This is a genomic window from Bradyrhizobium sp. 141 (assembly GCF_023074055.1).
GTDB lineage: Bacteria > Pseudomonadota > Alphaproteobacteria > Rhizobiales > Xanthobacteraceae > Bradyrhizobium.
The window spans coordinates 161284-184780 of the sequence record NZ_JADPKR010000082.1 but is presented as its reverse complement, the minus strand read 5'-3'; the positions used below and the strand labels follow the sequence as shown (position 1 = coordinate 184780).

The window sequence follows — 23497 nt, the reverse complement described above, 5'->3', positions numbered from 1 at the left end:
GCCCGCTCAGCGCCGACCACCGGCGAGGCGCAGCAGCATCATGAACAGGTTGATGAAGTTGAGGTAGAGCGACAGCGCCGAAATCACCGACTTGCGGCCGGCCGACGTTTCATCATCCCTGCTGTCGTACATCGCCTTAATCCGCTGCGTGTCGTAGGCCGTGAGTCCGGCGAAGACACCGACGCCCACGACCGAGATCAGCCAGTCCAGCCCGGAAGACTGCAGGAAGAGGTTGACCAGGCTGGCAATGATGACGCCGATCAGGCCCATGAACAAGAAGGTGCCGAGACCGGACAGGTCGCGCCGTGTGGTGTAGCCGAATACGCTGAGCGCCCCGAAGGTCGCCGCCGCGATGAAGAAGACGCGTGTGATCGACGCACTGGTGTAGATGTGGAGCAGCGTCGAGAGCGACACGCCGACCAGGGCGGCATAGATGAAGAACAGAAGCCGTGCCGTTGAGACCGACAGCGTATTGATGCGCGAACCGAGGAAGAAGACCAGCCCAAGCGGCGCCAGGATGAACACCCACATCAACGGGCTCTGCAGCAAGGCGGGACCGGTCAGCTGATAGGTCAGCCACGCGACAACGGCGGTCAGGCCGACGCCGGCGGACATGTAATTGTAGATGCGCAGCATGTAGTCACGCAGTCCGGTGTCCACTGCGATTGTGCCACCACCGCCCGCACTCGAGGCTGCCAGGTCCTGGTCGTAATTTGACATTGCTCGTCTCCTCTCAGAGCTTGCTGACGGCGCCTACGCTATCCCTCGGGCTCAGAGGACGGCATCGGACAACCACCCGAATGCCGGCGGGGAAACCACCCTGTTGCCCCTGCAACTTTCCGGCGATCCGCAGCGACCGTCCTGCCCATTACAAAGCGGCAACCTGCAACCGCCGCTCACCCTTCCTCCTTTTGGAGGGGGCGCCTTACGCGTTTGTCACTAGGAGATGATCGCGGCGCGGCCTAATCGGCTGGCATGCGCTTCTATTTCCACATCGTCGACAAATACGGTCTCACTCCCGATGGGACCGGATGCGAATACGCCGATCAGGATACGGCAGTTCTGCATGCCCAACGCATTGCGGCCGAGCTCGCGAAGGCCGGCGAATTCTGCCGTTCCGGCGTCGTGCTTTTGGCTGCCGTTCCCGGGCCATCATCCAGTCCCGGCGAAGGCGCGACCGACCCCACGGCAAAGGCCTGAAGGCGGCGCGCAGAACCGCTTGGCAATTTCCTGCCCCTTCTTCCTACAGAGAATCCCTGATGTGCGACGGGGAAAGCCGCCTCTAAGGTCTTCGCCGGGATTGGCCGGCATCAGTGCCCGCCGATCGCGGATTGGAAGGCCATCTTGCCATGGCTCCGTCAACGAACGAGGTCGATCAAAAACTTTCGCGCAATGCGCTCATCGCACTCGTGGTGGGGTCGATGGTCGGCTCCGGCATCTTCGCCCTCCCCGCATCGTTCGGGCGGACCACGGGTGCGCTCGGCGCGATGATCGCCTGGACGATCGCAGGCACCGGCATGCTGATGCTGGCCTTCGTGTTCCAGACCTTGTCACACCGCAAACCGGACCTCGATGCCGGCATCTATGCCTACGCCAGGGCCGGGTTCGGCGAGTATATAGGCTTTGCTTCCGCCGTAGGATACTGGATCGGATGCTGCCTTGCGGATGTCGCCTGTCTCGTCTTGATCAAGGCAACGCTCGGACAGTTTTTCCCTGTCTTCGGTGACGGCACAACGGCCGTGGCAATCGCTTCGGCCTCCGTCCTGCTGTGGGCGGTGCACGTTCTGCTGCTGCGCGGCATCAAGAATGCCGCCGCGCTCAATACGATCGCGACCTACGCCAAGATCATCCCGATCCTGCTGTTCATTGCAGCCGCCGCCATCGCTTTCGACGGCAGGCTTTTCTCCATGAACTTCGCGGGAACGGAGCAGCCGGAGCATTCAAATGTGCTCACTCAGGTTCGCGGCACGATGCTGCTGACCGTGTTCGTGTTCGTCGGGATAGAAGGCGCCAGCGTCTATTCCCGTTATGCCCTGAACCGCACCGACGTCGGATTCGCAACCATTGCCGGTTTCCTGACGGTGCTCAGCCTGCTCGTCCTCGTGACACTGCTCTCCTATGGCGTGCTGCTGCGACCGGAACTGGCGGATCTGCCGACGCCGTCCATGGCCGGCGTCATGGAAGCGATCGTCGGCCACTGGGGCGGCATGTTCATCAGCGTGGCACTCCTGATCTCGGTCCTCGGCAACTATTTGTCCTGGTCACTGCTGGCGGCTGAAGTGCTGCATTCCGCCGCGGTTCACCGCACCATGCCGTCGTTTCTCGCAACAGTGAACGCGTACAAGGTTCCTGCTGGAGCGCTTTGGCTCACCAACTGCGTGATCCAGACCTTCCTTCTCGTCACCTGGTTTGCGGAATACGCATTCACGCTCGCCTTGAAGATGACGAGCGCGATGACGCTGATCCCGTATTTCTTTGTTGCGGCCTACGGTCTCAAGCTCGCCTGGACCGGCGAGACTTACCACGCCGGCGAGCGGGCCCGCGTTGGCGACTGGATCCGCTCGGCCGTCGCGACAATCTACGCGGCCGCGATGATCTACGCAGGCGGGCCGAAATTTCTCCTGCTGTCGTCGATCCTCTATGCACCCGGCACGCTGCTGTTCCTCCTCGCCAAGCGCGAGCGCAAGGAAGCGCCGTTCAGGCCATTCGAGGCGATCCTCTTCGCGGCGATCACGGTCGCCGCATGTGCCGGCGTCTACGCATTGTCCACCGGAGCCATCTCGATTTGAGTCCTTGTCCTTGGCTGCATGGAGGCGAATATGAGCATTCGAACCATCTGGGGCGCCCTGATCCTGGGCGGGTTGACGGCGGTTGCCGCGTCTCCAACCCCGTCGCTGGCCCAATCGACTGACACGGGGGTGCTGGCGCCGAAGGACTCCGGCGTATCGGCGCCGAAGAACGTGGCGCCCAATACGAATACGAACCCGACCAAGCACCGTTACTGGCGTCATCGCGGCGGAAAGCATCCGCACTTTGGCAGCCGGCGCGTCCGCACCTAGGTGCGGCGAACCATCATCCACCCTCGCGATTGGACCGATCCATGAGCGATTCCAGGACAGGGCCGGAGCGGCTTCGCGAACTCCTTCCACACGACGATTCCACCGACCTGCAGGAGCACGCCGGGCGCGGCGTTCTCGCGACCGGGCTCAGCCTGCTCGCTGCCTGTGTCTTCCTGTTTTTGGCGTGGCAGACAGTGTCCAGTCTCCTGCTCATCTTTGCAGGCGTGTTGTTCGGCGCATTTCTGGATGCCTGCGCAAGGGCGCTGGCCCCGGTCCTTCCGCTCGCTCGCGCCTGGCGGCTGACGCTGGTCCTGCTGCTGTTCTCCGCTCTGTCGGGATTTGGACTGGTATGGGGCGCGGGCAAGCTACCGGAGCAGACACGCCTCCTGCTGAAGGTCATGGACAGCCAGATCGACGTCCTGCAGGAGCACCTCCTGTCATACGGCGTCGACCTGCTCGGCCCGGAATGGGGCCGCGACTTTGCGCAATGGCTGTTCTCGGATCAGGGGCGTTTTCTCAGCCACGCTCAATTCGTGCTCGGCGGAGCATCGAGTCTTCTGACCGGCGCGCTGGTCATCGTGTTCCTCGGAATCCTCTTCGCCTTCGATCCGACCAGCCATCGCGAGAGCCTGGTCATGTTGGTGAAGCGACCCTACCGCGCGCGAACAAGAGCGGTCATGGACGAGATGGGCAGCGTGATGCGGCTGTGGCTGATCGGACAGTTCATCCGGATCATTCTCATGACGCTGTGCGTCTGGGTCGCACTCTATCTAGTTGGACTGCCCGGACCTCTCGTACTCGGGTTGCAGGCAGGCTTGTCGAACTTCATTCCATACCTCGGGCCGATCGTGGCGGCGGTTCCGATCGCGCTGGTCGCAATGCCACTCGGCGGCTCGCTGCTGATCTGGGCCGTGCTCATCTACACAATCATCCAGTCGATCGAAGGCTATGTGATTGGCCCGCTGATCCAACGTCAGGCGGTCGAGATCCCCCCTGCCTGGACGCTGGTCGCGATCGTCATGCTTGGCGCGCTGTTCGGCGTCCTCGGCATCGCGATGGCCATGCCCCTGGTCGCGATCGGCCGTGTCGCAATCATCCGGTTCTACGTCGAGGACTATCTCGGCGACGACCCCAAGCTGACGTTCAGCAGCAACAGATCGTGAGTGGATGGCCCATGAGCGAGACCGATCTACAACGGAACGAGGGTACGGAGCCTCCCCCGTCTCAATTCAGGATGACCCGTTTCCTGTGGCAGCAACTCCCTTATGTGGTGGCGCTGGTGCTCGCCGTCGCAGGCGTCGCCTACACCAACGTCTCCCACCAGCCTCTCGTCGGCTACTGGGAGTTCCTGGCGCTCGCCATCGGCGTGGTCTGCGTCGTCACGAAATGGCCGGAGACGCAAGGCAAGGAGGCCCAGCTCCGATTGATCTGGACCCAGGCGCTGCACTGGATCGCCGTCCTGGTCACGATGAACGTCATGCTGATGTCGGGTGTCCAGCAATTGCTTCCGACACCGGCAACCGGCTTGGTCCTGCTGACGTTGCTCGCGCTCGGCACGTTCCTCGCGGGCGTCAGCCTTCTGTCGCTACAAATCTCGTTTCTCGGCCTTGCGATGGGCGTGACCGTCCCGGCGATATCCTGGCTGAAGCAATCTGTCTTCTTCTTCCTGCTTGGCGCAGTGCTGCTGATCGGCCTCGGCATCACGTTCTGGCTTCGCCAGGACCGCCGGCCGGTGGCCGCGTCCATGAACAACCAGATGGAGGCTTGAATGCCAATGATACGGTTCCTCTGCATTGCCGCATGCGCGTTGCTTTGCACCGCCGCCTCGCCCGCCCGCGCCGACGCATTCCGGGTCGGCAGACTGTCATGCCTCAGCTCCCCGCGCGTGGGCTTGGTCCTTGGATCGGCTCAGTCGCTGCGCTGTACTTTCTTCTATGCACGCAGACCCCCTCGACAATATATCTATGAGGGACGCATAAGGCGCGTTGGGCTCGACTTGGGAGTGACCTCGGCGGGTACTCTCTCCTGGGCCGTCTTCGCCAAGAATTCGCGGATCGGCCCCGGTACGCTGCGCGGAAACTATGTAGGCGCGAGCGGCAGTGTCGCGTTCGGCCCCGGCCTCGGGGCCAATGTCCTGATTGGAGGCTCGCGCCGGAGCGTGATGTTGCAGCCGCTGTCGATCGAGCGATCCATCGGAATCAATCTCGCGGCGGGCGTGACCAACCTGACTCTGGGTCCGCGCGGCAGGCGATAGCGCCGTTCACGGGATCCCTCCCGAGACTCCATGCGAACATTCCCGCCCGGTCGCTCAGGGTTTCGTCGGATGTCGACGCTCCGCCTCCGAAGCTATCGTCGCGTCGGGGCGGCGATCTTTGGTAGATCAGGAGCGTGGCATGACAGTCTATGACAGCCGGTCCGGCATCGCAGCTCTGGGCCCTCCACCCCTGTGGGTCTGCGCTCTCCTTGGCGTCGTCATGATTGCCGCCGGTATCGCAGCTCTCAGCGACGTGGCGTTCGCGACCATCATCAGCGTGAAGTTGATCGGACTGACCGCGATCGCGGCCGGCGCATTCGAGATCGTCCACGCTTTCTGGACCAAAGGATGGGGCGGCTTTCTGTGGCAGATCCTGCTCGGCGCCCTCTACGTCGCCTTCGGGCTCGTGCTGCTGACTCAGCCCGCCTCCGGCGCCCTGATCCTCACTTATTTCCTCGGCGCGATCCTGATCGCCTCAGGCGTGATCCGCTGCATGCTGAGCTTCGCCCATTGGCGCCAGAACGGATGGATGATGCTGATCTCCGGTGTGTTCGGGTTGGTCGCTGGCGCGCTGATCCTGTTCAGCTTCCCCACCATGAGCCTGTGGGTCCTCGGATTCCTGCTTGGGGTCGACCTGATCTCGCACGGCCTCGCGTGGCTGCTTTACGCGCTTCAGGCCGTGCGGCGGACTGCGTAACTTAAGGAGAAGAAGATGATGGACACCCCCAACCGTCGCGCTTTCCTTGGCCTTGCCAAAAATGCCGTAGCTGCCGCGGCGATCGGCACCATCGGCGTCCGGTTCATTGCGGTCGCGGAAGCAATGCCGATCGCACCCAAGCTCGGCCAGACCGACCGGCCGTCGGATCTCCTGACGCAGGCCCAATGGGGACCGCCGCCTCATCCTGGCTGGCGCCGTCGGCGACCGCGCAGCCGCCGCTGGGTTTGCTGGTGGCATCGCGGTCGTCGCCACTGCGGATGGCGGTGGCGCTAGGCCCGCCCTTGCGCAATCCGCAAGGCGGCCGAGGGGTGCGAAGGCCATGCACCCCCAATCAGACGATGGAGGAGATCGTGCGCCACACCAACCTATGGCTTCTCGGAGCGATTCTCACAGCGCTTCTTGTTGTGGCGACTTGGTACTCCGTGGCGGTATGGCAGGAAACACCATCAATGCCGTTTTACCGCAACGCTATCCTGGCGGGGGCTGCAATCCTGATGCTGGTGTCCGGCTGTGGCCTGATCGCACTGATGTTCTATAGCCGTCGCAAGGGTTACGATGAGCCCCTGCGCAGCGATCGAACACCGCGGGAGTAACGAGGCGCCGGTGAACCACCGGCCCGATCTCAAGCCCGGTGCAAGGAGCGGACAATGAACCTTGCTGGCATCTCGATCAGGCTGCTGGCGGCAACTCTCCTGACGATCATCGCCGGCGGGGTGGCCCGCACCCAACCCGCCGCGCCGGGCCCACCCGCGGTCGGCGTCGTGGAGGCGGCAAGGCGACCGATCACCGAAAGCAGTGAATTTCTCGGGCGGATCGAGGCGATCAACCGGGTCGGTGTCATCGCGCGCGTCACCGCATTTCTGGAACGGCGCCTGTTCGAGGAAGGCGCCGAAATCAGCAAAGGTGATGAGCTTTACCGGCTGGAGCGCGGTCCGTTCGAAGCGGATCTGGCATCGAAACAGGCGCAGGTGGCGCAGCTTCAGGCGACACTCGAGAATGCCAAACAGACGACGGAACGTGCGCGGACCCTGCTCGGAGGCCCTGCCGGGCAACAGTCCAATTACGACGCCGCCATCGCGAACCAGCTCGGCCTCGAAGCCCAGGTCCAAGCCGCGCAAGCCCAGGTCCAGGCCTCCCGGATCAACCTCGACTACACCAGGATCAGCGCACCGATCGCCGGCAAGATCGGACGCACGGCATTGACGGAAGGCAACGTCGTCGGCCCAAGCTCGGGCGTGCTGACCACCATCGTTAGCCAGGACCCGATGCACGTCACATTCCCCGTGCCGCTGCGCCAAGGACTGGAACTGCGAGAACGATACGGGGCGCAAGGCGGCCTGGAAGCCGTCGTCATCAGGCTGCGACTGCCCGACGGCCGCATGTACGGCCAGTCCGGTAAACTGAATTTCGTCGACAACACCATTGCCCAGAACACCGACACGATCACCGTGCGCGGCGAGATCGGCAATCCTATCCTGGGGGCGTCCTCGGCGGCCGGCGTCACCGTTCACGAACTGACCGACGGCGAGTTCGTGACGGTCGTGCTGGAGGGCGTCCAGCCGATCGAGGTGCTGGCGATCCCGCGCTCCGCCGTGCTCTCCGATCAGCAGGGCGATTATGTTCTCGCCGTCGGCGCCGACGACAAGGCCGAGCAGCGCCGCATCCAGCTCGGGCAATCGACCCCGACCATCGCGGCGGTCATCGCCGGACTCGCGGCCGGCGACAGGGTGATCGTCGAAGGCCTGCAGCGGGTTCGCTCCGGCCAGGTCGTTGCGCCGGGGCCGGCAAGTCCACTGATCCTGTCGAGCATGAAGGCTGCGGATGGTGCGGCTCCGCAAGCAGCTCCCAGCACCTCCGGCAAGGCCGGCCGGGCGGACGACAAGCCATGATGTCCGCGGTCTTCATCGATCGTCCCCGGCTCGCGATGGTGATCGCCTTCATCATCACCATTGCCGGTGCGCTCGCGCTGATGCAGATCCCGGTGGCGCAATTTCCGGACATCGTGCCGCCACAAGTCACGGTCTCAGGTACCTTCCCGGGCGCGTCCGCCGAAGTCGTCGAGAGCAGCGTCGCCCAGCCCTTGGAGGCACAGATCGTCGGCGTCGACCGCGCGCTCTACATGAAATCGACCAGCGCCAGCGACGGTAGCTACACACTGACGGTTTCGTTCGCGCTCGGCACGAACCCCGACATCAACACCGTCAATGTCAACAACCGCGTGCAGAGCGCGCTGTCGCAATTGCCGACCGAAGTGCAGCAGCAGGGGGTGACGGTCCGCAAGCGGTCCTCGTCGATCCTGCAATTCCTCGTGCTCTACAGCGCCAATGGCGAGCAGGATCCGCTGTTCATCACGAACTACGCCATCATCAACGTGCTCGATGCGATCGCGAGCACCCCGGGGGTCGGCCAGGCCAATTTGTTCGCCAAGATGAACTACTCGATGCGGATCTGGTTCGACACGCAGCGACTCACGAGCCTCAATCTCACGCCGTCGGACGTCATTGCCGCCATTCGCACGCAAAGCGTCCAGGCACCGGTCGGCCGCATCGGCGCGCGCCCGATCAGCGAGGACCAGCAATTCCAGTTCAACGTGCAGACCCTGGGCAGGCTCGCCACCGTCGATCAATTCGCCAATATCGTGCTGCGCGCCAACCCGGACGGCTCGTCGCTGCTGGTGAAGGACGTTGCCCGTGTCGAGATGGGCGCGCAAAACCTCGACAGCGAAGCGCGGATCGACGGACGCGCGGCCGTTCCGGTCGCGATCTATCTGGCGCCGGGCGCCAATGCGGTGACCACCGCACAGGCCGTAGCGGCGACGATGCAGCGGCTGTCGCAGCACTTCCCCACCGGGCTGAGCTACCTCGTGCAATACGATTCCACGAGCTTCGTGCGCGACACCATCGCGGAGGTGTTGAAGACGCTGGGCGAGGCCTTCGTGCTGGTCGTGATCGTGGTGTACCTCTTCCTCGGCAATCTCCGGGCCACGGTGATCCCGGCGGTCGCGGTTCCGGTGAGCCTGATCGGCACTTTCGCCGTCCTGCTCGTGCTGGGTTATTCGGCGAATACGGTGTCCCTGCTGGCGATGGTGCTCGCCATCGGCATTGTCGTGGACGATGCCATCGTCGTCGTCGAGAACGTCGAACGGGTCATGCAGGATGAGCCGGACCTTTCCCCCACCGAGGCCAGCAAGAAGGCCATGACCCAGATCACCGCGCCGATCATCGCGATCACCCTGGTGCTGCTGTCGGTCTTCGTACCCATCGCATTCATTCCCGGCGTTTCCGGAACGCTGTTCCGCCAGTTCGCGGTGACGATCAGCGCCGCGATGATCATTTCCGCGTTGAACGCCCTGACGCTGTCGCCCGCTCTGTGCGCGCTGCTCCTGCGCCACACCGGGCCCAGGCGCGGCATCATGGGGCGCGTCCTCGGCTCCATCGACTGGATTCGTGACCGCTACAGCGGCGGCGTCCGCCGCCTGGTGCGCGTGGCCGGCGTCTCCGTGCTGCTCGTCGCGCTCCTGGCCGCCGGCATCTTCGGCATGTCGCTGATCACGCCGACGGGTTTCCTGCCCGAGGAAGATCAGGGCGCCTTCTTCACCTCGGTCCAACTGCCGGACGGCGCGTCGGTGGCGCGAACCAGCGAGGTCACCCAGCAGGTCGAAGACATCCTGAAGCAGATGCCGGCTGTGGACCACGTTCTTGCTATCGTCGGTTTCTCCCTGCTCGACGGCGCCTCGGAATCGAACAGCGCGCTGGTCGTCACGCGTCTGAAGCCATTTGCCAATCGCAAGGCAGCAACGGAGTCTGCACAAGCGCTGATCCGGCAGACTTTCGCGGCCGGCGCGCAGATCCGGCAGGCCAATGTGCTGCCGTTCAACCTGCCACCGATCATCGGACTCTCCACCGGCGGCGGATTCGAATACCAGCTCCAGGCATTGGAAGGACAGAGCCCGGCCGAAATCTCGAGCGTCACAAACGCGCTGATCGGCGCCGCCAACGCCGATCCGCGTTTGGCGCGCGTCTTTTCTACCTTCACTGCGACCAATCCGTCGATCCATCTCGACATCGACCGCGGCAAGGCGCAGGCGCTTGGAGTGACGGTCAGCGACATCTTCACCGCCCTGCAGGCGACGCTCGGCGGCATCTACGTCAACAACTTCAACCGGTTTGGCCGCACCTGGCAGGTCAACGTCCAGGGCGAAGCGTTCGATCGCAGCGATATCTCGGACATCTGGCGCATCTATCTGCGCAACGCCACCGGGCAGATGGTACCGATCAGATCACTCGCCGGGATCAGGATCGTGACCGGGCCCCAGGTGATCACCCGCTACAACAATTACCGCTCGGTGACGGTGAACGGCAGCCCGGCGCCCGGAATCTCGTCAGGCACCGCGATGGCCGCGATGGCCGATGTCTCAAACGCCGTACTGCCTGCGGGTTATAGTTTTGCGTGGACCGGCACCGCCTATCAGGAGCAGCAGGCCGCCGGCCAGACCGGTACCGTGCTGATGCTTGCGGTGCTGTTTGCCTATCTGTTCCTGGTGGCGCTCTATGAGAGCACGGTGATCCCGATCCCGGTGCTGCTGTCCGTCATCGTCGGCGTGCTGGGCTCCTATGTCGGCATCAAGCTCGCCGGCCTCAATCTCGACCTCTACGGCCAGATCGGGCTGGTGGTTCTGATTGCGCTCGCCGCCAAGAACGGAATTCTGATCGTCGAATTCGCCAAGGAGCAGCGCGAAGCTGGCGTGGCGCTCGAGGACGCCGCGGTCCAGGGCGCCCATATGCGCTTCCGCGCGGTCATGATGACCTCCGTCGCCTTCATCCTTGGTCTCGTGCCGCTCGTGATCGCGACCGGCGCTGCGGAGCTCAGCCGCAGGGCTGTCGGTACAGCCGTGTTCGCGGGCATGCTCGCCGCGAGCTCGATCGGAATCTTCCTGGTGCCGATGCTCTACGTGACGTTCCAGCGTCTGCGGGAACTGATGAAGGGCAAGCCATTGCCTGCCCATTGAGTTGACCCGGCGAAAGTCCGGAAAGGCCGGGCAAGCGCCCCAGGCTCTTCGCCGCCTCGCCGCGCCCCAATCTCCTGAAGCTATCCTTAGAACGGCTCACGCCCGCGGCCCGGCGCCTTTTCCGTTCCGATTGATCGAATCCTCGGGTACCCTATTCCATCCGCGTCGGCAGAACTGCTGAAGTTGACAGATGGCTCCATGGAGAACGGGGATGAGCCGGCTCGATAAGCAGATGGATCCCTTCCACCCTGCCGCTCATCTGACTACGGGGGATCGCGTCCCCGAGGACCTGGAGCTTGAGCAAGTCGACACGGCGTCGTTAGTTGATCCGGCCCGAGAGGAAGCCGCCTCGTCGCCCGCGCATTTTGGGTCGGGCCGGGCGGCGGCCGGCGTAACGGGCTCTACAGACTGGATGGACCGAGCACGCCGCATCTGGCGGAGCCATCTCCAGCGCGATCAACTCCCCCGGACAGCCGGAGGGTCGATGGGAAACTTTGAGCGGTGGTTGATCGCATTGCTGAGCGTCGGCTTTGTCGTGAGCAGCGTTTGCGCGATCATTGTCTTCATGCAGGTCAACTCGCGCAAATTGGAGATCGCAACACTGCAACGTGACATCATAGCGCTCAAGCTACGCGTAGCCAGCCTCGATCAGATCGCAAGCGCCAATGAGACAAAGGCAAGCAGTGAAACATCCAAGCCGCCGTCGGAGACCCGTCCTGACCAGGCTCCGCTCATCCTGTCACGTGAAGAGATTCAGCTTGTCCGAGACTATATCAAGCCTGCACCAGTTGCAGGCTCCGCGACTGAGACGATCAAGGTCGGCGATCCCGTCGCAGGAGAAGCCGTGCCCTTTCCTTTTCCGATCACGGAGAAGGTGCGGAAACTGCTCGGCGCGCGATTTACCGTTCGCAATGGCATCATTGTCATCATCCGCAGCGGCAGCCGTCACGCTGATGCCGTGATCGGGCCAAATTGACGAGAACTGGCCGTGATCGCAGTATCCGGTCGACTACTTATGGCTGGTTGTTTGGTGGTCTTTCAATGAACCGCCGGCTGCCATTGAGAAGCTCGAGGTTATTGGCGATGACCGGATTGCCTGGGTCCAGCGAATAGGCCTTCTCGAACTTCCGTCGCGCCGCACTCAGGTTGCCGCGCAGCATGTACGAATATCCCTGGTCATTCAGGATCTGAACGGTTTCGCCTCCCAGCCGGATCGCTTGCGCATAGGCCTGATCGGCCAGGTCGAAACGACGCAGCTTGTCGTAGCTCGCTGCGAGACCAATCCAGGCCGTGACGTCCTTGGGTGATTTCTCGACGGCGTCCTTGAAATAGCGCTGTGAGAGCCCGTAACTGCCGCGATTGTAATGCTCCAGGCCCAGCCGCACAGGCTCGTCCGACGGGTAGTACTTGACGTCGGTCGGCTCCTGCACCGGGTCCCCACCCGGTGGCTCGACCGGAGCCACGATGGCAGCCTCCCTCGTGGTATAGTCACATCCCGCAAGGCCTGGCGCCAGCCAGCAACAGGTCAGCAGTAGAATGGCACGTCGCATAATCTTTGTCCCCCGCCCGGCCCAGCGGACTCACTGCACCGCACGCAAATGTCCCTCGTAAACTCAACTACCAAAAGCCGCTACCTGCCCGCTGCCCCGCCCACTGGCACCGATACTCCCGCCGATGCTCCCGCACCCAATCCAGTTACGTTGACATTCTGCGTGACCGGAGGCCGCTGGCCCATGAGTTTCGTCGGATCGCCCATGTCGGGAAGCTGATCCACCGGCTGTTGCTGGTTGCCGTATCGCGTTACGGCGGCACCCACGCGCCGCGCGTCGTATGCAATCCGGCGATCGCCGACGTATCGCGGCCATGGATGGATTGTATGGGTGACGGCGTTGACCTGCTTGGCATCGCCGGCGGTCATCGTGATGGTGTCGGAACGCTGAAAGTAGCGGTCCACCTCGTCATGACCGGCGACGCCGTAACATCCCCCGAGCAGGATGGGCGCAAACAGAACCAGATACCTGATCGTCATTTCGCGCGTCCTCTAGTTTAGAGTTTTGACGACCGTCTGATCGGCACTAGCGGCCGGGACGACGACGGGGGCCCGGACTTCAGGCGCGATGATGTGGCCATACGGTCCCTTCACCTCGCCTCCGGAATTGACGTAGTCATGGTACCGCTTGCGGACTTCCATCTGGCCATTGAGGAAGAAATCGACGTCGTTGGCCGGCAGGCGGGAGTCGAGTGGCGAGGCCAGTTGCTGACCGGGTGCCGCCGGCGCGACCAGGCGCGGCGTCACGATGATCACCAGATCGGTTTCTTCCTGCTGATACGATTTGCTGCTGAACAGGCTTCCAATCACCGGCACCGAGCCGATCCAAGGCAGTTGCGAGACGTCCTGGCGATTACGGGTCTGCAACAGGCCGGCGATGGCAAAGCTCTGGCCATCGCGCAACTCAACCGTGGTTCGCGCGTCGCGACGGGTCAGCGCGGGAACGGTCGTCCCCTGGATCGTCACCGCGTTGGCGAAATCAAGTTCGCTGACCGACGGCTCGACCCGAAGATTGATCACACCGCGCGAGAGCACAGTGGGGACGAAGGCGAGCTCAACACCGAACTTCTTGTAGTCAATGGTGATGGTGGGAAAGCCGTTTGTCGTCTGGGTCGGTATCGGTACTGGAAACTCACCGCCGGCAAGAAAGCGGGCGGCATCGCCGGACAGCGTGGTCAGGTTTGGCTCCGCCAGCCGGCGTGCCAATCCTTTGGTTTCCAGCGCCGAGATCAATAGGTCCACCGAGCCGCCGCTGCTGGTCCTGACAATGCTGGTCAACAAGCTTCCGAACGGGGCCGGCGCGATGCCTCCTGCTGTACCGGCGAGCGTTCCCAAAGTTCCGAGTATCGGAAGGCTCCCCGTCGGGGGCGCGCCGACAGCCCCTCCTCCAGCACCGAGGGGACCATTGCTGGTATTGATACCACCAATCGGTGATCGACCCGCGGCGGTCACACGACCCAGCCCGGTATTGCCGACGTTGGTCCCATTTGCGTTCGCTCCATAGAGGTTGACGCCCAGGTTGCGTCCAGCCTCCCGGCTTACCTCGAGAAAGCGCACCTCGAGCATCACCTGTTGCGGCGCCGCGACGCTCATCGCATTGACGACGACGCCACCTTTCGCGACCGTGCTGGTGGCGATCGCCATGGCCCGCTCCGCCGTAACTGCGTCGGCAGCGGTTCCGCTGAGCACCACCTGGCCCTCGGAAGCCGACACGCGGATACCCTGCCCGCCGGTGCTGGTCCGGATGTTCTGCTGCAGATTGCCGGTATCGATCACGACCTCGACGTCGAGGATCCCGATCTGCTTCATCGAGCTGTCGAACAGGATCACGTTGGTGGTGCCGGTCTGCTTGCCCTGCACGTAGATGAGGTGATCGCTCAACGACTTCACGTCGACGATGTCAGACGATCCCGCCACGATCGTCGCAAAGGCCGTGTCGACCTTGAAGGTACGTGACTTGTTGACGACGAGCTTGACCCGCTGAACGTCGTTCATTTCGCTGACGATGACGCCGCTGGAGGAGCCCCGCCGGTCTGCAGCCGCCGCGCGGTCAGTGAACCCAGACGAGGCGAGCGCCGCGCCCAAACTCATCACGCCGAAGGCGAGAAGCCTCCCGACCTTGTTTCCCGAAACGCGACCGCCACTCATCCGAGTCCCCCCACCGCGATCCACGGAGATCCCCGCAAATCTACGTGCTCGATGTCCTCAACATTTCCCCTCTGCGCAACACGTCGCAGAGCTTACATTCTGTCCCACTACAATTCGTTACTTCGTGTCTCCAAGATCATCCTCCCTCATGCAGGCAGGTTGCAAGACGTGATACTTACCGCACCGCCGCAAGCAGAAAGAAAACTCTTCAATGTTGCCAACGCGCATCATTCCCACTGGCTGTGGGGAACTATCCCGCAGCACGACCGCCGTTGGCGCGCGCTCGCGTCGCGGCTTTGCTATCGAAGGACATTCGGTCGCACGCTTGGAGATTCGCCTGGGCGATCGCAAATCACTCTGATGCAACTCCGCACCCGCGCGTTTGGCCAGACTCGACCAAGTTAGTTCTCGATCGAAACGTGTCAGGCATGCTGCCATATTCGCGCTAGAAGGGGATCTGGTTGGAGGCGCTCGGCGCATTGAGCGTTGTGCCCCATATCGGCATCAGCATCGTAAAGTTTGCCTGGGAAGCTGTAACACTCAAGCTGTTGCTGTTGGCCCCCACGGTAAGCGTTGGCGTGAGTCCTCCGAAAAACAGGAAGGGGGCCGCGTTCTGCTTGGCGGAGGTGGACAGGGGATCCCCGGTGCAGCCGGCCGGCGACTGCGGCGGACTTTGAAGCAAGGCAGGCGTATAGCAGCTGATCATGACCGCACGGGCGCCAGCACTCGCGAGCGTCCGCAAGGATTGCATCGTGATGGCATAGCGCCCAAGATCGAAGATGACGAACATCAATGTGAAAAGCGCCACGGCCACCATTATAAATTCAAACGGCGCCATACCGCGATTGTCGAGCTTTCTCATCATTGCACCAAAGCGACAACTTGGGTGTAGACGATGGTGGCCGGATCACAGCCTTGCGTGCTGAGGTAGCCGCCACCGCTCATGTCGATCGTTTTCGCGATCACTTGCGAACAGGTCGTATTCGCACTTGAAGTCGTACCGGCCCAGCTAACGTCGACCTTTGGGAAGTAGATAGCCCCGCCAAGGCTAACCTGACCGCCACCGTTTATGGTGACCTTGTTGCTGGTCTTGCTCGGAGCCTGATCATCAATCAGGACGCCATTCAGATCAGAAGAGAACGTGTTAGTGGCAGGTGCGGAGAGATCAGCCGTACCCCCGTTTATGGTAAGCTGCGAGTCTCCGAGCAACACCAGGGTTACGCCTGTACCTTTCAGTTGTCCGCCGGTCATCTTTATATTTGCTTTGTAGAAGAAATATGTTCCCGGGTCCAAAACGTACTTGTCCCCGTTCTGCACCGTGAAACTGCCGTAAGCTCCAGTCCCGGCGCTATTTGGCGCGCAATGTTTCCACCCGTCCGCCTGAAGGGTGCATGGCATATTTGTATTGCCCGTCCTGCTGTTGAACGATGCGGTGTCCAGTTTGCTGAGCGGATTGCTAGCGTACGTCATAAAATAATTGTGCGGCACGCCAATATTACTGCAACTGCCTGAGGGGGTGCAGCCACTTACACCATAAACCGCCCATCCCGAGCCGGTGAACGTTGGAGTGCTGGCAAGTTGAACACTGGTATCCGACATCAGAGCGCAGCCGGTTCCGTTGTTGCTGAGGTTACCAGCAAGCTTGAGTGCGCCTGAGTCAGGTCCAAGTGCCAGGACGCAGGCCTTGGTCGGCTGCTGGACCATTGCAATGGCTTGGGCGGGGATGTTGACGGTGGTCAAGCCAAGCACGGCCGCCAGGTACGCCGGTTGTTGCTGGCTGACTCTGGCGCGAACGGCGTTGCCCGTGCCCGCAACGGGCGTTGTAAACGTGCCCGCACTGTAGTTGCCGATATCGATCTGCACGGCCCGCGAGACTCTGCTGGGAAGACTAGGTAAACACGTGGTGCCAGGATAGGGCGTGCTGTCATTCGGGCTGGAGTTGCAGAACCCATTTTGTGCCGCGAATTCCTTGCCGCGATAATCCACTGACTGCGCGTCGCAGGCCGCACCCGCCATCGTACATGAAAGCCGCAATGCGCCCGAATAGGCCGCTGAGTCGGCGGCGTTCTGCGCGTGCTGGCGGGTGACGTACCACGATCCCGCCTCGGCCCCGAGTGCGACTACTCCGATCAGTGGCACGAGAGCGATGACTGTTGCGAATGCGACGGAGCCTCGTTGGGAATGAAGCAGACTACGCATGGAAGCCCCCTACTGGAAGCGCTCTGAGAAAGGCAGCGTGTAGGTACACGTGGTCGGACACAGCACCCCTCTCCACACAATTGGAGCCAAAGTGATGGTTGTAGAAAATGTAATGTACTTGGGAGAAGCTAGATTGCCCGGCGAACAGGCGGCCCCTGCGTCTCCGCACAAAACCTGAATGTTGCTGATCGCATGACCAGCGACTGTCGTCTGTAGCCCTGTGTTCCAGCTCACCGTGCCGTCAGGGGCGAGCGGATTAGCGTACTGCACATACTGCCCGAAGGAGCGCAACGCGCTCCATGCGGAGATATACTGGAAGCCCGCAGCAGCCAGGTCGGCGAGCGGCATGAGCAGGAACGCCACCAAAACCGGGTAGACGATCAATGTCTCAAACGCGACGGCGCCGCGTTGATCCACGATGAACGACTTCTTGTGTCTCATGAGTTGACCTCGACCGACACTCACCCTTCCGGTCGTCGACCGGAACAGCACTCACCAAACGTAAGGGATCACTCTCCAGCGCGATGCTTCGTAAGCGGAATATTCCGGGCAGTTGCGCCGAAGCAGATCCTCTTCGTAATAAATTCGGCAAACCTGAACGCCGATATGCAAGACGAGCAAGACCGCTGTCAGCGGTGTCGGGCTTCTCAGCACCACACCCAACACCGCGATTTCTTCCGCGAGGTAGAGCGGGTGCTTGATCCACCGATACGGACCCGTTTGCACCACGTTGCGCGCCTGTGGCACCAGACTGAACGACCTGCCAAGATGTCGGATGGTGACCAGCATCATGATCATGCCGATCAACACGCACGCGGTGGACGCCAGGTTCGGCAACGCCTTATTGGTTTCGCCGAAGAAGGCGATCGTCCACGGCATATAGGTGCCGACGAACGCCGCGATCCTTGGGAGACGACCCTTCGCTTGCGCCTTCGCCGGAGGCCGCGTGATGATCAACACCGCCAGGAGCACATAGAAGACAGCGAGGCAAACACTCGACAGGATCGACGGCCAGGGATCGTGAGCCGATGATCCGATCTTGATGGCCACGCCAACCGCCAGCAACATGAACCACATGCCGCCGAATAGTTGCATTGTTCGATCGTAAGAGGACGGTTTCGAAAGGGCAATCGTGCTCATGGCTACTTACCGAAGCTGGCGAACGAACGCATGAGGTGCAGAATGGGACTTCCTCCCAAAATGACGAACATGGCTGGAAGCAGGAACAACACCATCGGAATGGTCAGCTTGGCGCCCAACTTGTGTGCTCTTTCTTCAAGCTTGGTAATACGTTCGCGCCGGAGGTCGACAGCGACACTCCGCAGAGCCTGGCCCACGGGCGTTCCGTATTGCAGGCTTTGGCCGACCATGATTCCGAATCGGCGAAGCCCATCCGAAGTAGCTCCCAGTTTCTCGAATGTGTCGCTGCGGCTTGGCAGGATCCGGAGATCATCAAGAAGGCTGCTCATGACCCGGGCTATGGCGGGATTGGTCTCCTGCATTTCCTGCGCTACACGTGCCAGCCCGCTTTCCAGACCCATTCCCGCTTCGCTGCACACAACCAGCAAATCGATCATGTCCGGCGTGCCCAGCCGAATGGCGGCATCAAACCGCCGCTTCAGCACCGCCAGTATCAATCGCGGCGCCAAAATCCCGATCGCCACGCCGATAAGCGTGAAGACCAGCACATCCAGCAGTGCCTTCCCGAACAGCTGAGCGACACCCCCGGCGATGATCGGGCATAGGGCCATGCTGACGGCTTTGATACCGATCCAGGTCGGCAGGGCTCGATGATGATTGAAACCTGACGATTGAAGGATGGTTCGCAGCTGATCCAGGTTTTCCTCAGCATAGAAGCGACGATACCGCATGCCGAGTGACGAAAACCATCCGGTCACGTCCTGGAAGGGTGCGGACCGGCCAGCAACGCCCATCACGGCGTTCGACACCCGGGCGTCCAATGCACGAACGTGTATCTCGCGGATAATCAACATGCAGGACGCAGTCCCAGCTGCCATCGCGAGGGCCACCAGACCAAGACCAAACGTCATAGCTCCGTTTCCCTTCTGACCATCCAACTTATGACCAGGGCTCCGACAAGCACCGAAAGGACTGCGTAAGCCAGCAGCTTGTTTCCAACCGGATCGGTGAACAACAGATCAACCGTTTGCGGATTGGATGCGTATAGGACCCCACCTGCAATCAAGGGCGAGACTGTCAGCGCTCGTGAGGAAAAGATCACCTCTCCCGCGAGCGCCTTGGCGCGAGCAGCCAGCGCAACACGTTGCCTGACAGTGTCTCCCAGGTTCTGCAAGGTCTCGGCCAGACTGCCACCGGACTTCAACTGCACGGCAAGTGTCACCGCAAAGATCGCATACTCCGCCACCTGCGTTCGCCGATAGACAGCTTGGACAGCTTCCTCTGGAGGCCTACCCAGATTCACTTCGCTGCATACGATGGCGAACTGCCCGGCCGTTGGCTGCGGCATATCGCGCGCGAGCGCACGAAATGCCTCGTGCACAGGCAGACCCGATCGCACGGTACTCGTCACCAGTTGGATCGCATCAGGCAGCTGTCGAAAAAGCTGAAGAGCGAAGCGACGTTGCTGCCAGCCGAACAGGCCTCGTATCACAATGAGGGCCGCGATTGCGGCGACAATGGACATGTAGACAATGGAATATTCCAGCTGGCTGTTCGCATAAAGGACCGCTGCTGCTCCGAATGCACCGGCAAGCAGCACATAGGCCGGACGCAACGTGTAAGGTACATCGGGATTGTAGTTGGAGAGCCGATTGAGAAACTGATCCTGAGACCCGCCCTCCAAGCGGCGAATGGATGGCAAGTTAGCCGGATGCGACGTTGGCAGAGCAACCGCCAATTGGCGATTGATGCGTCTTTCCCGAGCGTCAAGCCACAACGAGACGGCTGCTGCGCACGTCGCGAGCGCCAGAACACTGACGATCACGGACTCCAGCATCATATTTGCCTCATGGCCTCGGCCCAAGCACCATCCAGCCCGAAATAGACAAGACGGCTCTTGAACTTCGGAGTTGCAAGGTTGGACTTATAGCTGCCCGATATCCGTCCGTTCACATCCTCCTCTTGATACTCGAAGGCTGCGATGTCATTGGTGGTGATCACCTCCCCTTCAAGGCCGATCACCTCGCTGATCTGAACGATGCGGCGCTGTCCGTCCCGCATGCGTTCGACCTGCACAATGAGATCCAGCGCAGCGACGATCTGACTTCGAATGGCGCGCGACGGTAGATTGACCTGTCCCATCTGCACCATGTTCTCGATGCGGGTCAGGGCATCCCGGGTACTATTCGCGTGTACCGTGGAGATCGAGCCATCATGGCCGGTGTTCATCGCCTGCAGCATGTCGAATGCTTCGGAACTGCGCACCTCGCCAACGACGATCCGGTCGGGACGCATGCGCAGGGCATTCACCAGCAGATCGCGCTGTGTCACCTGCCCTGTGCCCTCGAGGCTGGGAGGCCGGGTCTCCAGGCTGATCACGTGCGGCTGCTGAAGCTGCAGCTCAGCCGCGTCCTCGATCGTGACAATGCGTTCGGTGTGATCGATGAACTGACTCATCGCGTTCAGGAGCGTCGTCTTGCCGGATCCGGTGCCGCCGGAGACCAGAACATTGAGCCGCGAGCGGGCGGCGATCTCCAGCAATTGTCCGATGGCCGCGGTCATCGAGCCGTTCTCGATCAATCCGGCGATGTCCAAACGATGGCTTGGAAATTTCCGGATGGAAATGCACGGACTATGGATCGCCAGCGGCGGGAGGATGATGTTGACCCGGCTGCCATCCAGCAGGCGACAATCCACCATCGGACTGGATTCGTCGACGCGCCGACCAACCTGCGCGGCAATCTTCTGAGCGACGGAGGCGATGTGATCATTGTCGCGGAATCGCACCGCAACTCGTTCCAGCTTGCCGCTTCGCTCCACGTAGATATTGCTTGGACCGTTCACCATGATATCGCTGATCGACTGGTCCAGCAGCAGCGGACGGAGCGGCCCGTAACCCGTCATGTCGTCGGCAATTTCGTCCGCGAGCTGCAGCTGCTCGCGGCCCGACAGCTCGAGCCGTTCCTGGTTGGCAATGTGATGGATGATCTCTTCAATCTGCCGCCGGAGAACCTCCCGCGAGACGGTTGCGGCCACCGCGGGTTCGATCTGCTCAATCACCCGTTCGCGCAACGAAGGCGGGATGATGGGTTGGTGGATTGCTGGTTCGTCGCGCCTTGGCGCAGGTGACGGCACGCTCGGTGCGGATGCAGCCGCGCTGGCCGACGGCAACGGCAAGCCTATCGCGGATGCAGGGAGGCCTGCCGCCAATACGTGAGCTGGTGCGTCGTCTTCACGTCTACCGAACTTTTTCATCGCAGATGTGCTGTGAGCACCCTCCTCCACCAGCCACTTCGCTCGGCAGCGACACCGCTGATCTCCCGTACGATCGGTGCCAGGTGACGCCGCAATTTTCTGACGTGCTTCAGGGCTGGAATTCCCAGATTGAGCGCCTCGGTCATGCCCTTGCCGAGATCGGGAACGACGATGTCGGGCTCTGCACCCAACGCCTTGACAACCGCTGCCCTCGGAAGGCCCCCGGGACGACCGGCCCGATTGAGCAAGGTAAAGACCCGGTCCTTGCCCGCGATGTTGATCACGGCGGTGCGTAGCGCATGGGCATTGCGAAGTCCGGTCACCTCGGATTCGAGCAGCACCATCACATGACGGGAAAGCGTAATCACGGGATAGATCGACGGCGGAAACGGGACGGGTACATCGACGACGATGTAGTTGAACCGTTGACGCAGCAGACCCAGCACGTGTCGTATGCCAGCTTCCGTAATTTCGAGCTGCGCATCGAGGTCCTCGTCGGCCGAAACCAGGCAAACCCTTTCGTTGACTTCGATTGCCGCGCGCTCGAGGAAGAGTGTGTCCGCCCGCATCGGATTCTCCAGAGCGATACGCAGCCCCGGCCCGGGACGAACACCCAGCATCACGGCGGCCTCGCCGCCCTGCAAATGAAGATCAAGCAGCGCCACCTTGGCCTTGGTCGTCTCGGCAAGCTGCAGCGCCAGATTGATCGCGATGCTCGTGGCGCCGGCGCCGCCCTGCGCCCCGCAGATCGAGACCACATGCCCGCCACGATCGATCTGGTTGGCTGCCACGTCGCCGAGCAGCTTGGGGCGCAACTTGTCCAGCACCATATCGCGCGTGAGCGGCCGCGGCAGATACTCGGTCAAGCCGAGCTCCAGGAGCTCACGGTAGAAGGTGATCTCCCTGTTATCGCCGATCACGGCTACGCGGACATCGGGTGGACAGACGCCGGCCAGCCTTTCCAGTTCGGTAAATGGATCATCGATGCCACTGATGTCTACCACCAGCGCAAACAGGTCGGTGTCGGTTTCAAGCATCCGTATGGCATTGCGGATCGTGCCGCGCCTGATCGAGAGGTTGGCGCCTTCGAGCCCCTTGCGCAACGCCGCGGCGCTGAGCTCATCATTTACGTAACCGACGATGCGGTTACGCGTGACGATCGACGTCGATTCTTCAGGCGGAGTGGCTATGGCGATGTTCATCAACGTTTCTCCGACAACCTGTTATCGTAACCCACCGCCGTTGCAGTCGGGCGTACGGCTTCCGATGCACCGTCGCAGCTGACGAGAGCGTCTTCCTCTTGCTTCCTGACCGTGTATTGCTTGACCTCACCGCCCGAATGAACGACCACGGCCGTTCTCTGTGCGGAAATTGCATACTGGCGGGCAAGTTCAGGCGACACATCACAGCTCGACATCGCGCCGGTGTCTGCCTTGTCCCACTGATCGACTGCTGCGCGTACGGCCATGGAGAGCGTCCCGAGCTGCTTTGCGACGGTGACCTTCTTGACCTGGACCGGCGTAAGCTCCAGTGACACGGTCTGCGTTAGCTTGCCTGCCATCCCGCTAATGGGTCGCGCGCCCTGCACGATCTCCTGATCAATCGCGATGACTCGGACATTGCGCAGAACGGTTTCGCTCAGGGCGCGACGGGCGGTATCGACTTTCTCGAAGACCTGGGTCAGCACGACGTCCACGTGATCGCCCGGTCTGATGAGGCCCGAGACACCGGCCTCCTCGTCAACCTTGATGCTGATGGCACGGCTGTCTGGCGCCAGGACACTGGCGAGAAAACCCCGGTCCCGCGGACGCAGGATATCCTGCAACGTAACGGGACTGCCCGCTTCGACGAAGTTGCGGATGAGAGAACCCGGAAGTCCGGCCTTGGACTCGGGTGCGTCAAGGATAGCCCCCGGGGGAACGCGCTCCGGCGGCACCGTGCGCACGGTGAAATCCTCTTCGCGGGCCAACGTCCCCCTCGGCAATGGCCGTGCCGCGACAAAGTATCCGGCGGTCGCGGGCGCCGCCGGCGCCAGGGGCATCGCTGTCACTTGTACCGGGACCGGAGGCTGCGCCTTCGGCAGGTTCATGCTGTAGGCAATCAGTCCAAACGCTGTGGTTGCAAGCAAAAGCACCACGATGATCGACAGACGCAGCGCGGATGACAT

At 61.9% G+C, this 23497-nt stretch carries 25 protein-coding genes; 12 read left to right on the top strand and 13 right to left on the bottom strand.

Going from position 1 to position 23497, the window contains the following annotated elements; all coding sequences use genetic code 11:
* Positions 1-6 precede the first annotated feature (6 nt).
* On the bottom strand, positions 7-720 hold the full coding sequence (locus tag IVA81_RS24215; RefSeq protein WP_247322619.1) for a Bax inhibitor-1/YccA family protein: 714 nt from the start codon (positions 718-720) through the stop codon (positions 7-9).
* Between the two features lie 255 nt (positions 721-975).
* Here IVA81_RS24215 and IVA81_RS24210 point away from each other — a divergent pair, with 255 nt between their 5' ends.
* The 12 genes from IVA81_RS24210 to IVA81_RS24155 all read left to right on the top strand — a co-directional run bounded on the left by IVA81_RS24210 (position 976) and on the right by IVA81_RS24155 (position 12015).
* Complete coding sequence (locus IVA81_RS24210; protein ID WP_247322618.1) at positions 976-1200, top strand: hypothetical protein; 225 nt, start codon at positions 976-978, stop codon at positions 1198-1200.
* 149 nt (positions 1201-1349) lie between these two features.
* Positions 1350-2789 carry a basic amino acid/polyamine antiporter gene (locus tag IVA81_RS24205; protein ID WP_247322617.1) on the top strand — a complete coding sequence of 480 codons (1440 nt, stop codon included), beginning with the start codon at positions 1350-1352 and terminating at the stop codon, positions 2787-2789.
* Between the two features lie 30 nt (positions 2790-2819).
* On the top strand, positions 2820-3059 hold the full coding sequence (locus IVA81_RS24200) for a hypothetical protein (RefSeq protein ID WP_247322616.1): 240 nt from the start codon (positions 2820-2822) through the stop codon (positions 3057-3059).
* Between the two features lie 41 nt (positions 3060-3100).
* On the top strand, positions 3101-4222 hold the full coding sequence (locus IVA81_RS24195; protein WP_247322615.1) for an AI-2E family transporter: 1122 nt from the start codon (positions 3101-3103) through the stop codon (positions 4220-4222).
* Positions 4223-4233: 11 nt separating this feature from the next.
* On the top strand, positions 4234-4827 hold the full coding sequence (locus tag IVA81_RS24190; protein WP_247322614.1) for a hypothetical protein: 594 nt from the start codon (positions 4234-4236) through the stop codon (positions 4825-4827).
* Positions 4828-5313: a DUF992 domain-containing protein gene (locus IVA81_RS24185; protein WP_247322613.1), complete on the top strand. Its 486-nt coding sequence runs from the start codon at positions 4828-4830 to the stop codon at positions 5311-5313.
* A gap of 139 nt (positions 5314-5452) precedes the next feature.
* Entirely contained in the window at positions 5453-6010 is a 558-nt protein-coding gene (locus IVA81_RS24180) for an HdeD family acid-resistance protein (protein WP_246919273.1), read from the top strand.
* Between the two features lie 15 nt (positions 6011-6025).
* The gene (locus tag IVA81_RS24175) at positions 6026-6304 is read left to right on the top strand and encodes a twin-arginine translocation signal domain-containing protein (RefSeq protein ID WP_247322611.1); all 279 of its coding nucleotides are present in this window, start codon (positions 6026-6028) and stop codon (positions 6302-6304) included.
* A gap of 77 nt (positions 6305-6381) precedes the next feature.
* Entirely contained in the window at positions 6382-6624 is a 243-nt protein-coding gene (locus tag IVA81_RS24170; RefSeq protein ID WP_247322609.1) for an alkaline shock response membrane anchor protein AmaP, read from the top strand.
* A gap of 54 nt (positions 6625-6678) precedes the next feature.
* Positions 6679-7920 carry an efflux RND transporter periplasmic adaptor subunit gene (locus IVA81_RS24165; RefSeq protein WP_247322608.1) on the top strand — a complete coding sequence of 414 codons (1242 nt, stop codon included), beginning with the start codon at positions 6679-6681 and terminating at the stop codon, positions 7918-7920.
* Positions 7917-11039: a multidrug efflux RND transporter permease subunit gene (locus IVA81_RS24160; protein WP_247322606.1), complete on the top strand. Its 3123-nt coding sequence runs from the start codon at positions 7917-7919 to the stop codon at positions 11037-11039. The genes IVA81_RS24165 and IVA81_RS24160 overlap by 4 nt, the downstream gene beginning before the upstream one ends.
* A gap of 211 nt (positions 11040-11250) precedes the next feature.
* On the top strand, positions 11251-12015 hold the full coding sequence (locus tag IVA81_RS24155) for a hypothetical protein (RefSeq protein ID WP_247322604.1): 765 nt from the start codon (positions 11251-11253) through the stop codon (positions 12013-12015).
* A 37-nt stretch (positions 12016-12052) separates the two neighbouring features.
* Here the strand turns inward: IVA81_RS24155 and IVA81_RS24150 are convergent, their stop codons facing one another.
* From IVA81_RS24150 to cpaB, 12 genes are all read right to left on the bottom strand, one after another.
* Entirely contained in the window at positions 12053-12502 is a 450-nt protein-coding gene (locus IVA81_RS24150) for a tetratricopeptide repeat protein (RefSeq protein WP_246919628.1), read from the bottom strand.
* A 167-nt stretch (positions 12503-12669) separates the two neighbouring features.
* Positions 12670-13068 (bottom strand): hypothetical protein, encoded by a 399-nt coding sequence (locus IVA81_RS24145; RefSeq protein WP_247322603.1) that lies wholly within the window; start codon positions 13066-13068, stop codon positions 12670-12672.
* A gap of 12 nt (positions 13069-13080) precedes the next feature.
* Positions 13081-14736: a type II and III secretion system protein family protein gene (locus IVA81_RS24140; protein WP_247322601.1), complete on the bottom strand. Its 1656-nt coding sequence runs from the start codon at positions 14734-14736 to the stop codon at positions 13081-13083.
* Between the two features lie 445 nt (positions 14737-15181).
* A complete protein-coding gene (locus IVA81_RS24135) occupies positions 15182-15601 on the bottom strand; it encodes a TadE family protein (protein ID WP_346659415.1) in 420 nt (139 codons plus the stop codon).
* Complete coding sequence (locus IVA81_RS24130; RefSeq protein ID WP_247322597.1) at positions 15598-16935, bottom strand: TadG family pilus assembly protein; 1338 nt, start codon at positions 16933-16935, stop codon at positions 15598-15600. The genes IVA81_RS24135 and IVA81_RS24130 overlap by 4 nt, the downstream gene beginning before the upstream one ends.
* Before the next feature lie 9 nt (positions 16936-16944).
* A complete protein-coding gene (locus tag IVA81_RS24125; RefSeq protein WP_247322595.1) occupies positions 16945-17376 on the bottom strand; it encodes a hypothetical protein in 432 nt (143 codons plus the stop codon).
* A gap of 51 nt (positions 17377-17427) precedes the next feature.
* Positions 17428-18075 (bottom strand): methyltransferase, encoded by a 648-nt coding sequence (locus IVA81_RS24120; RefSeq protein ID WP_247322593.1) that lies wholly within the window; start codon positions 18073-18075, stop codon positions 17428-17430.
* A gap of 2 nt (positions 18076-18077) precedes the next feature.
* Positions 18078-18986 carry a type II secretion system F family protein gene (locus tag IVA81_RS24115; RefSeq protein WP_247322591.1) on the bottom strand — a complete coding sequence of 303 codons (909 nt, stop codon included), beginning with the start codon at positions 18984-18986 and terminating at the stop codon, positions 18078-18080.
* Entirely contained in the window at positions 18983-19915 is a 933-nt protein-coding gene (locus IVA81_RS24110) for a type II secretion system F family protein (protein ID WP_247322589.1), read from the bottom strand. Before IVA81_RS24110 ends, IVA81_RS24115 begins: the two co-directional genes overlap by 4 nt.
* Positions 19912-21330, bottom strand: coding sequence for a CpaF family protein (locus IVA81_RS24105; RefSeq protein WP_247322587.1), 1419 nt, complete (start codon positions 21328-21330; stop codon positions 19912-19914). The genes IVA81_RS24110 and IVA81_RS24105 overlap by 4 nt, the downstream gene beginning before the upstream one ends.
* Positions 21327-22532, bottom strand: a complete 1206-nt coding sequence (locus IVA81_RS24100) for a pilus assembly protein CpaE (RefSeq protein ID WP_247322585.1) — start codon at positions 22530-22532, stop codon at positions 21327-21329. Before IVA81_RS24100 ends, IVA81_RS24105 begins: the two co-directional genes overlap by 4 nt.
* Positions 22532-23497, bottom strand: coding sequence for a Flp pilus assembly protein CpaB (gene cpaB, locus IVA81_RS24095; protein ID WP_247322584.1), 966 nt, complete (start codon positions 23495-23497; stop codon positions 22532-22534). The genes IVA81_RS24100 and cpaB overlap by 1 nt, the downstream gene beginning before the upstream one ends.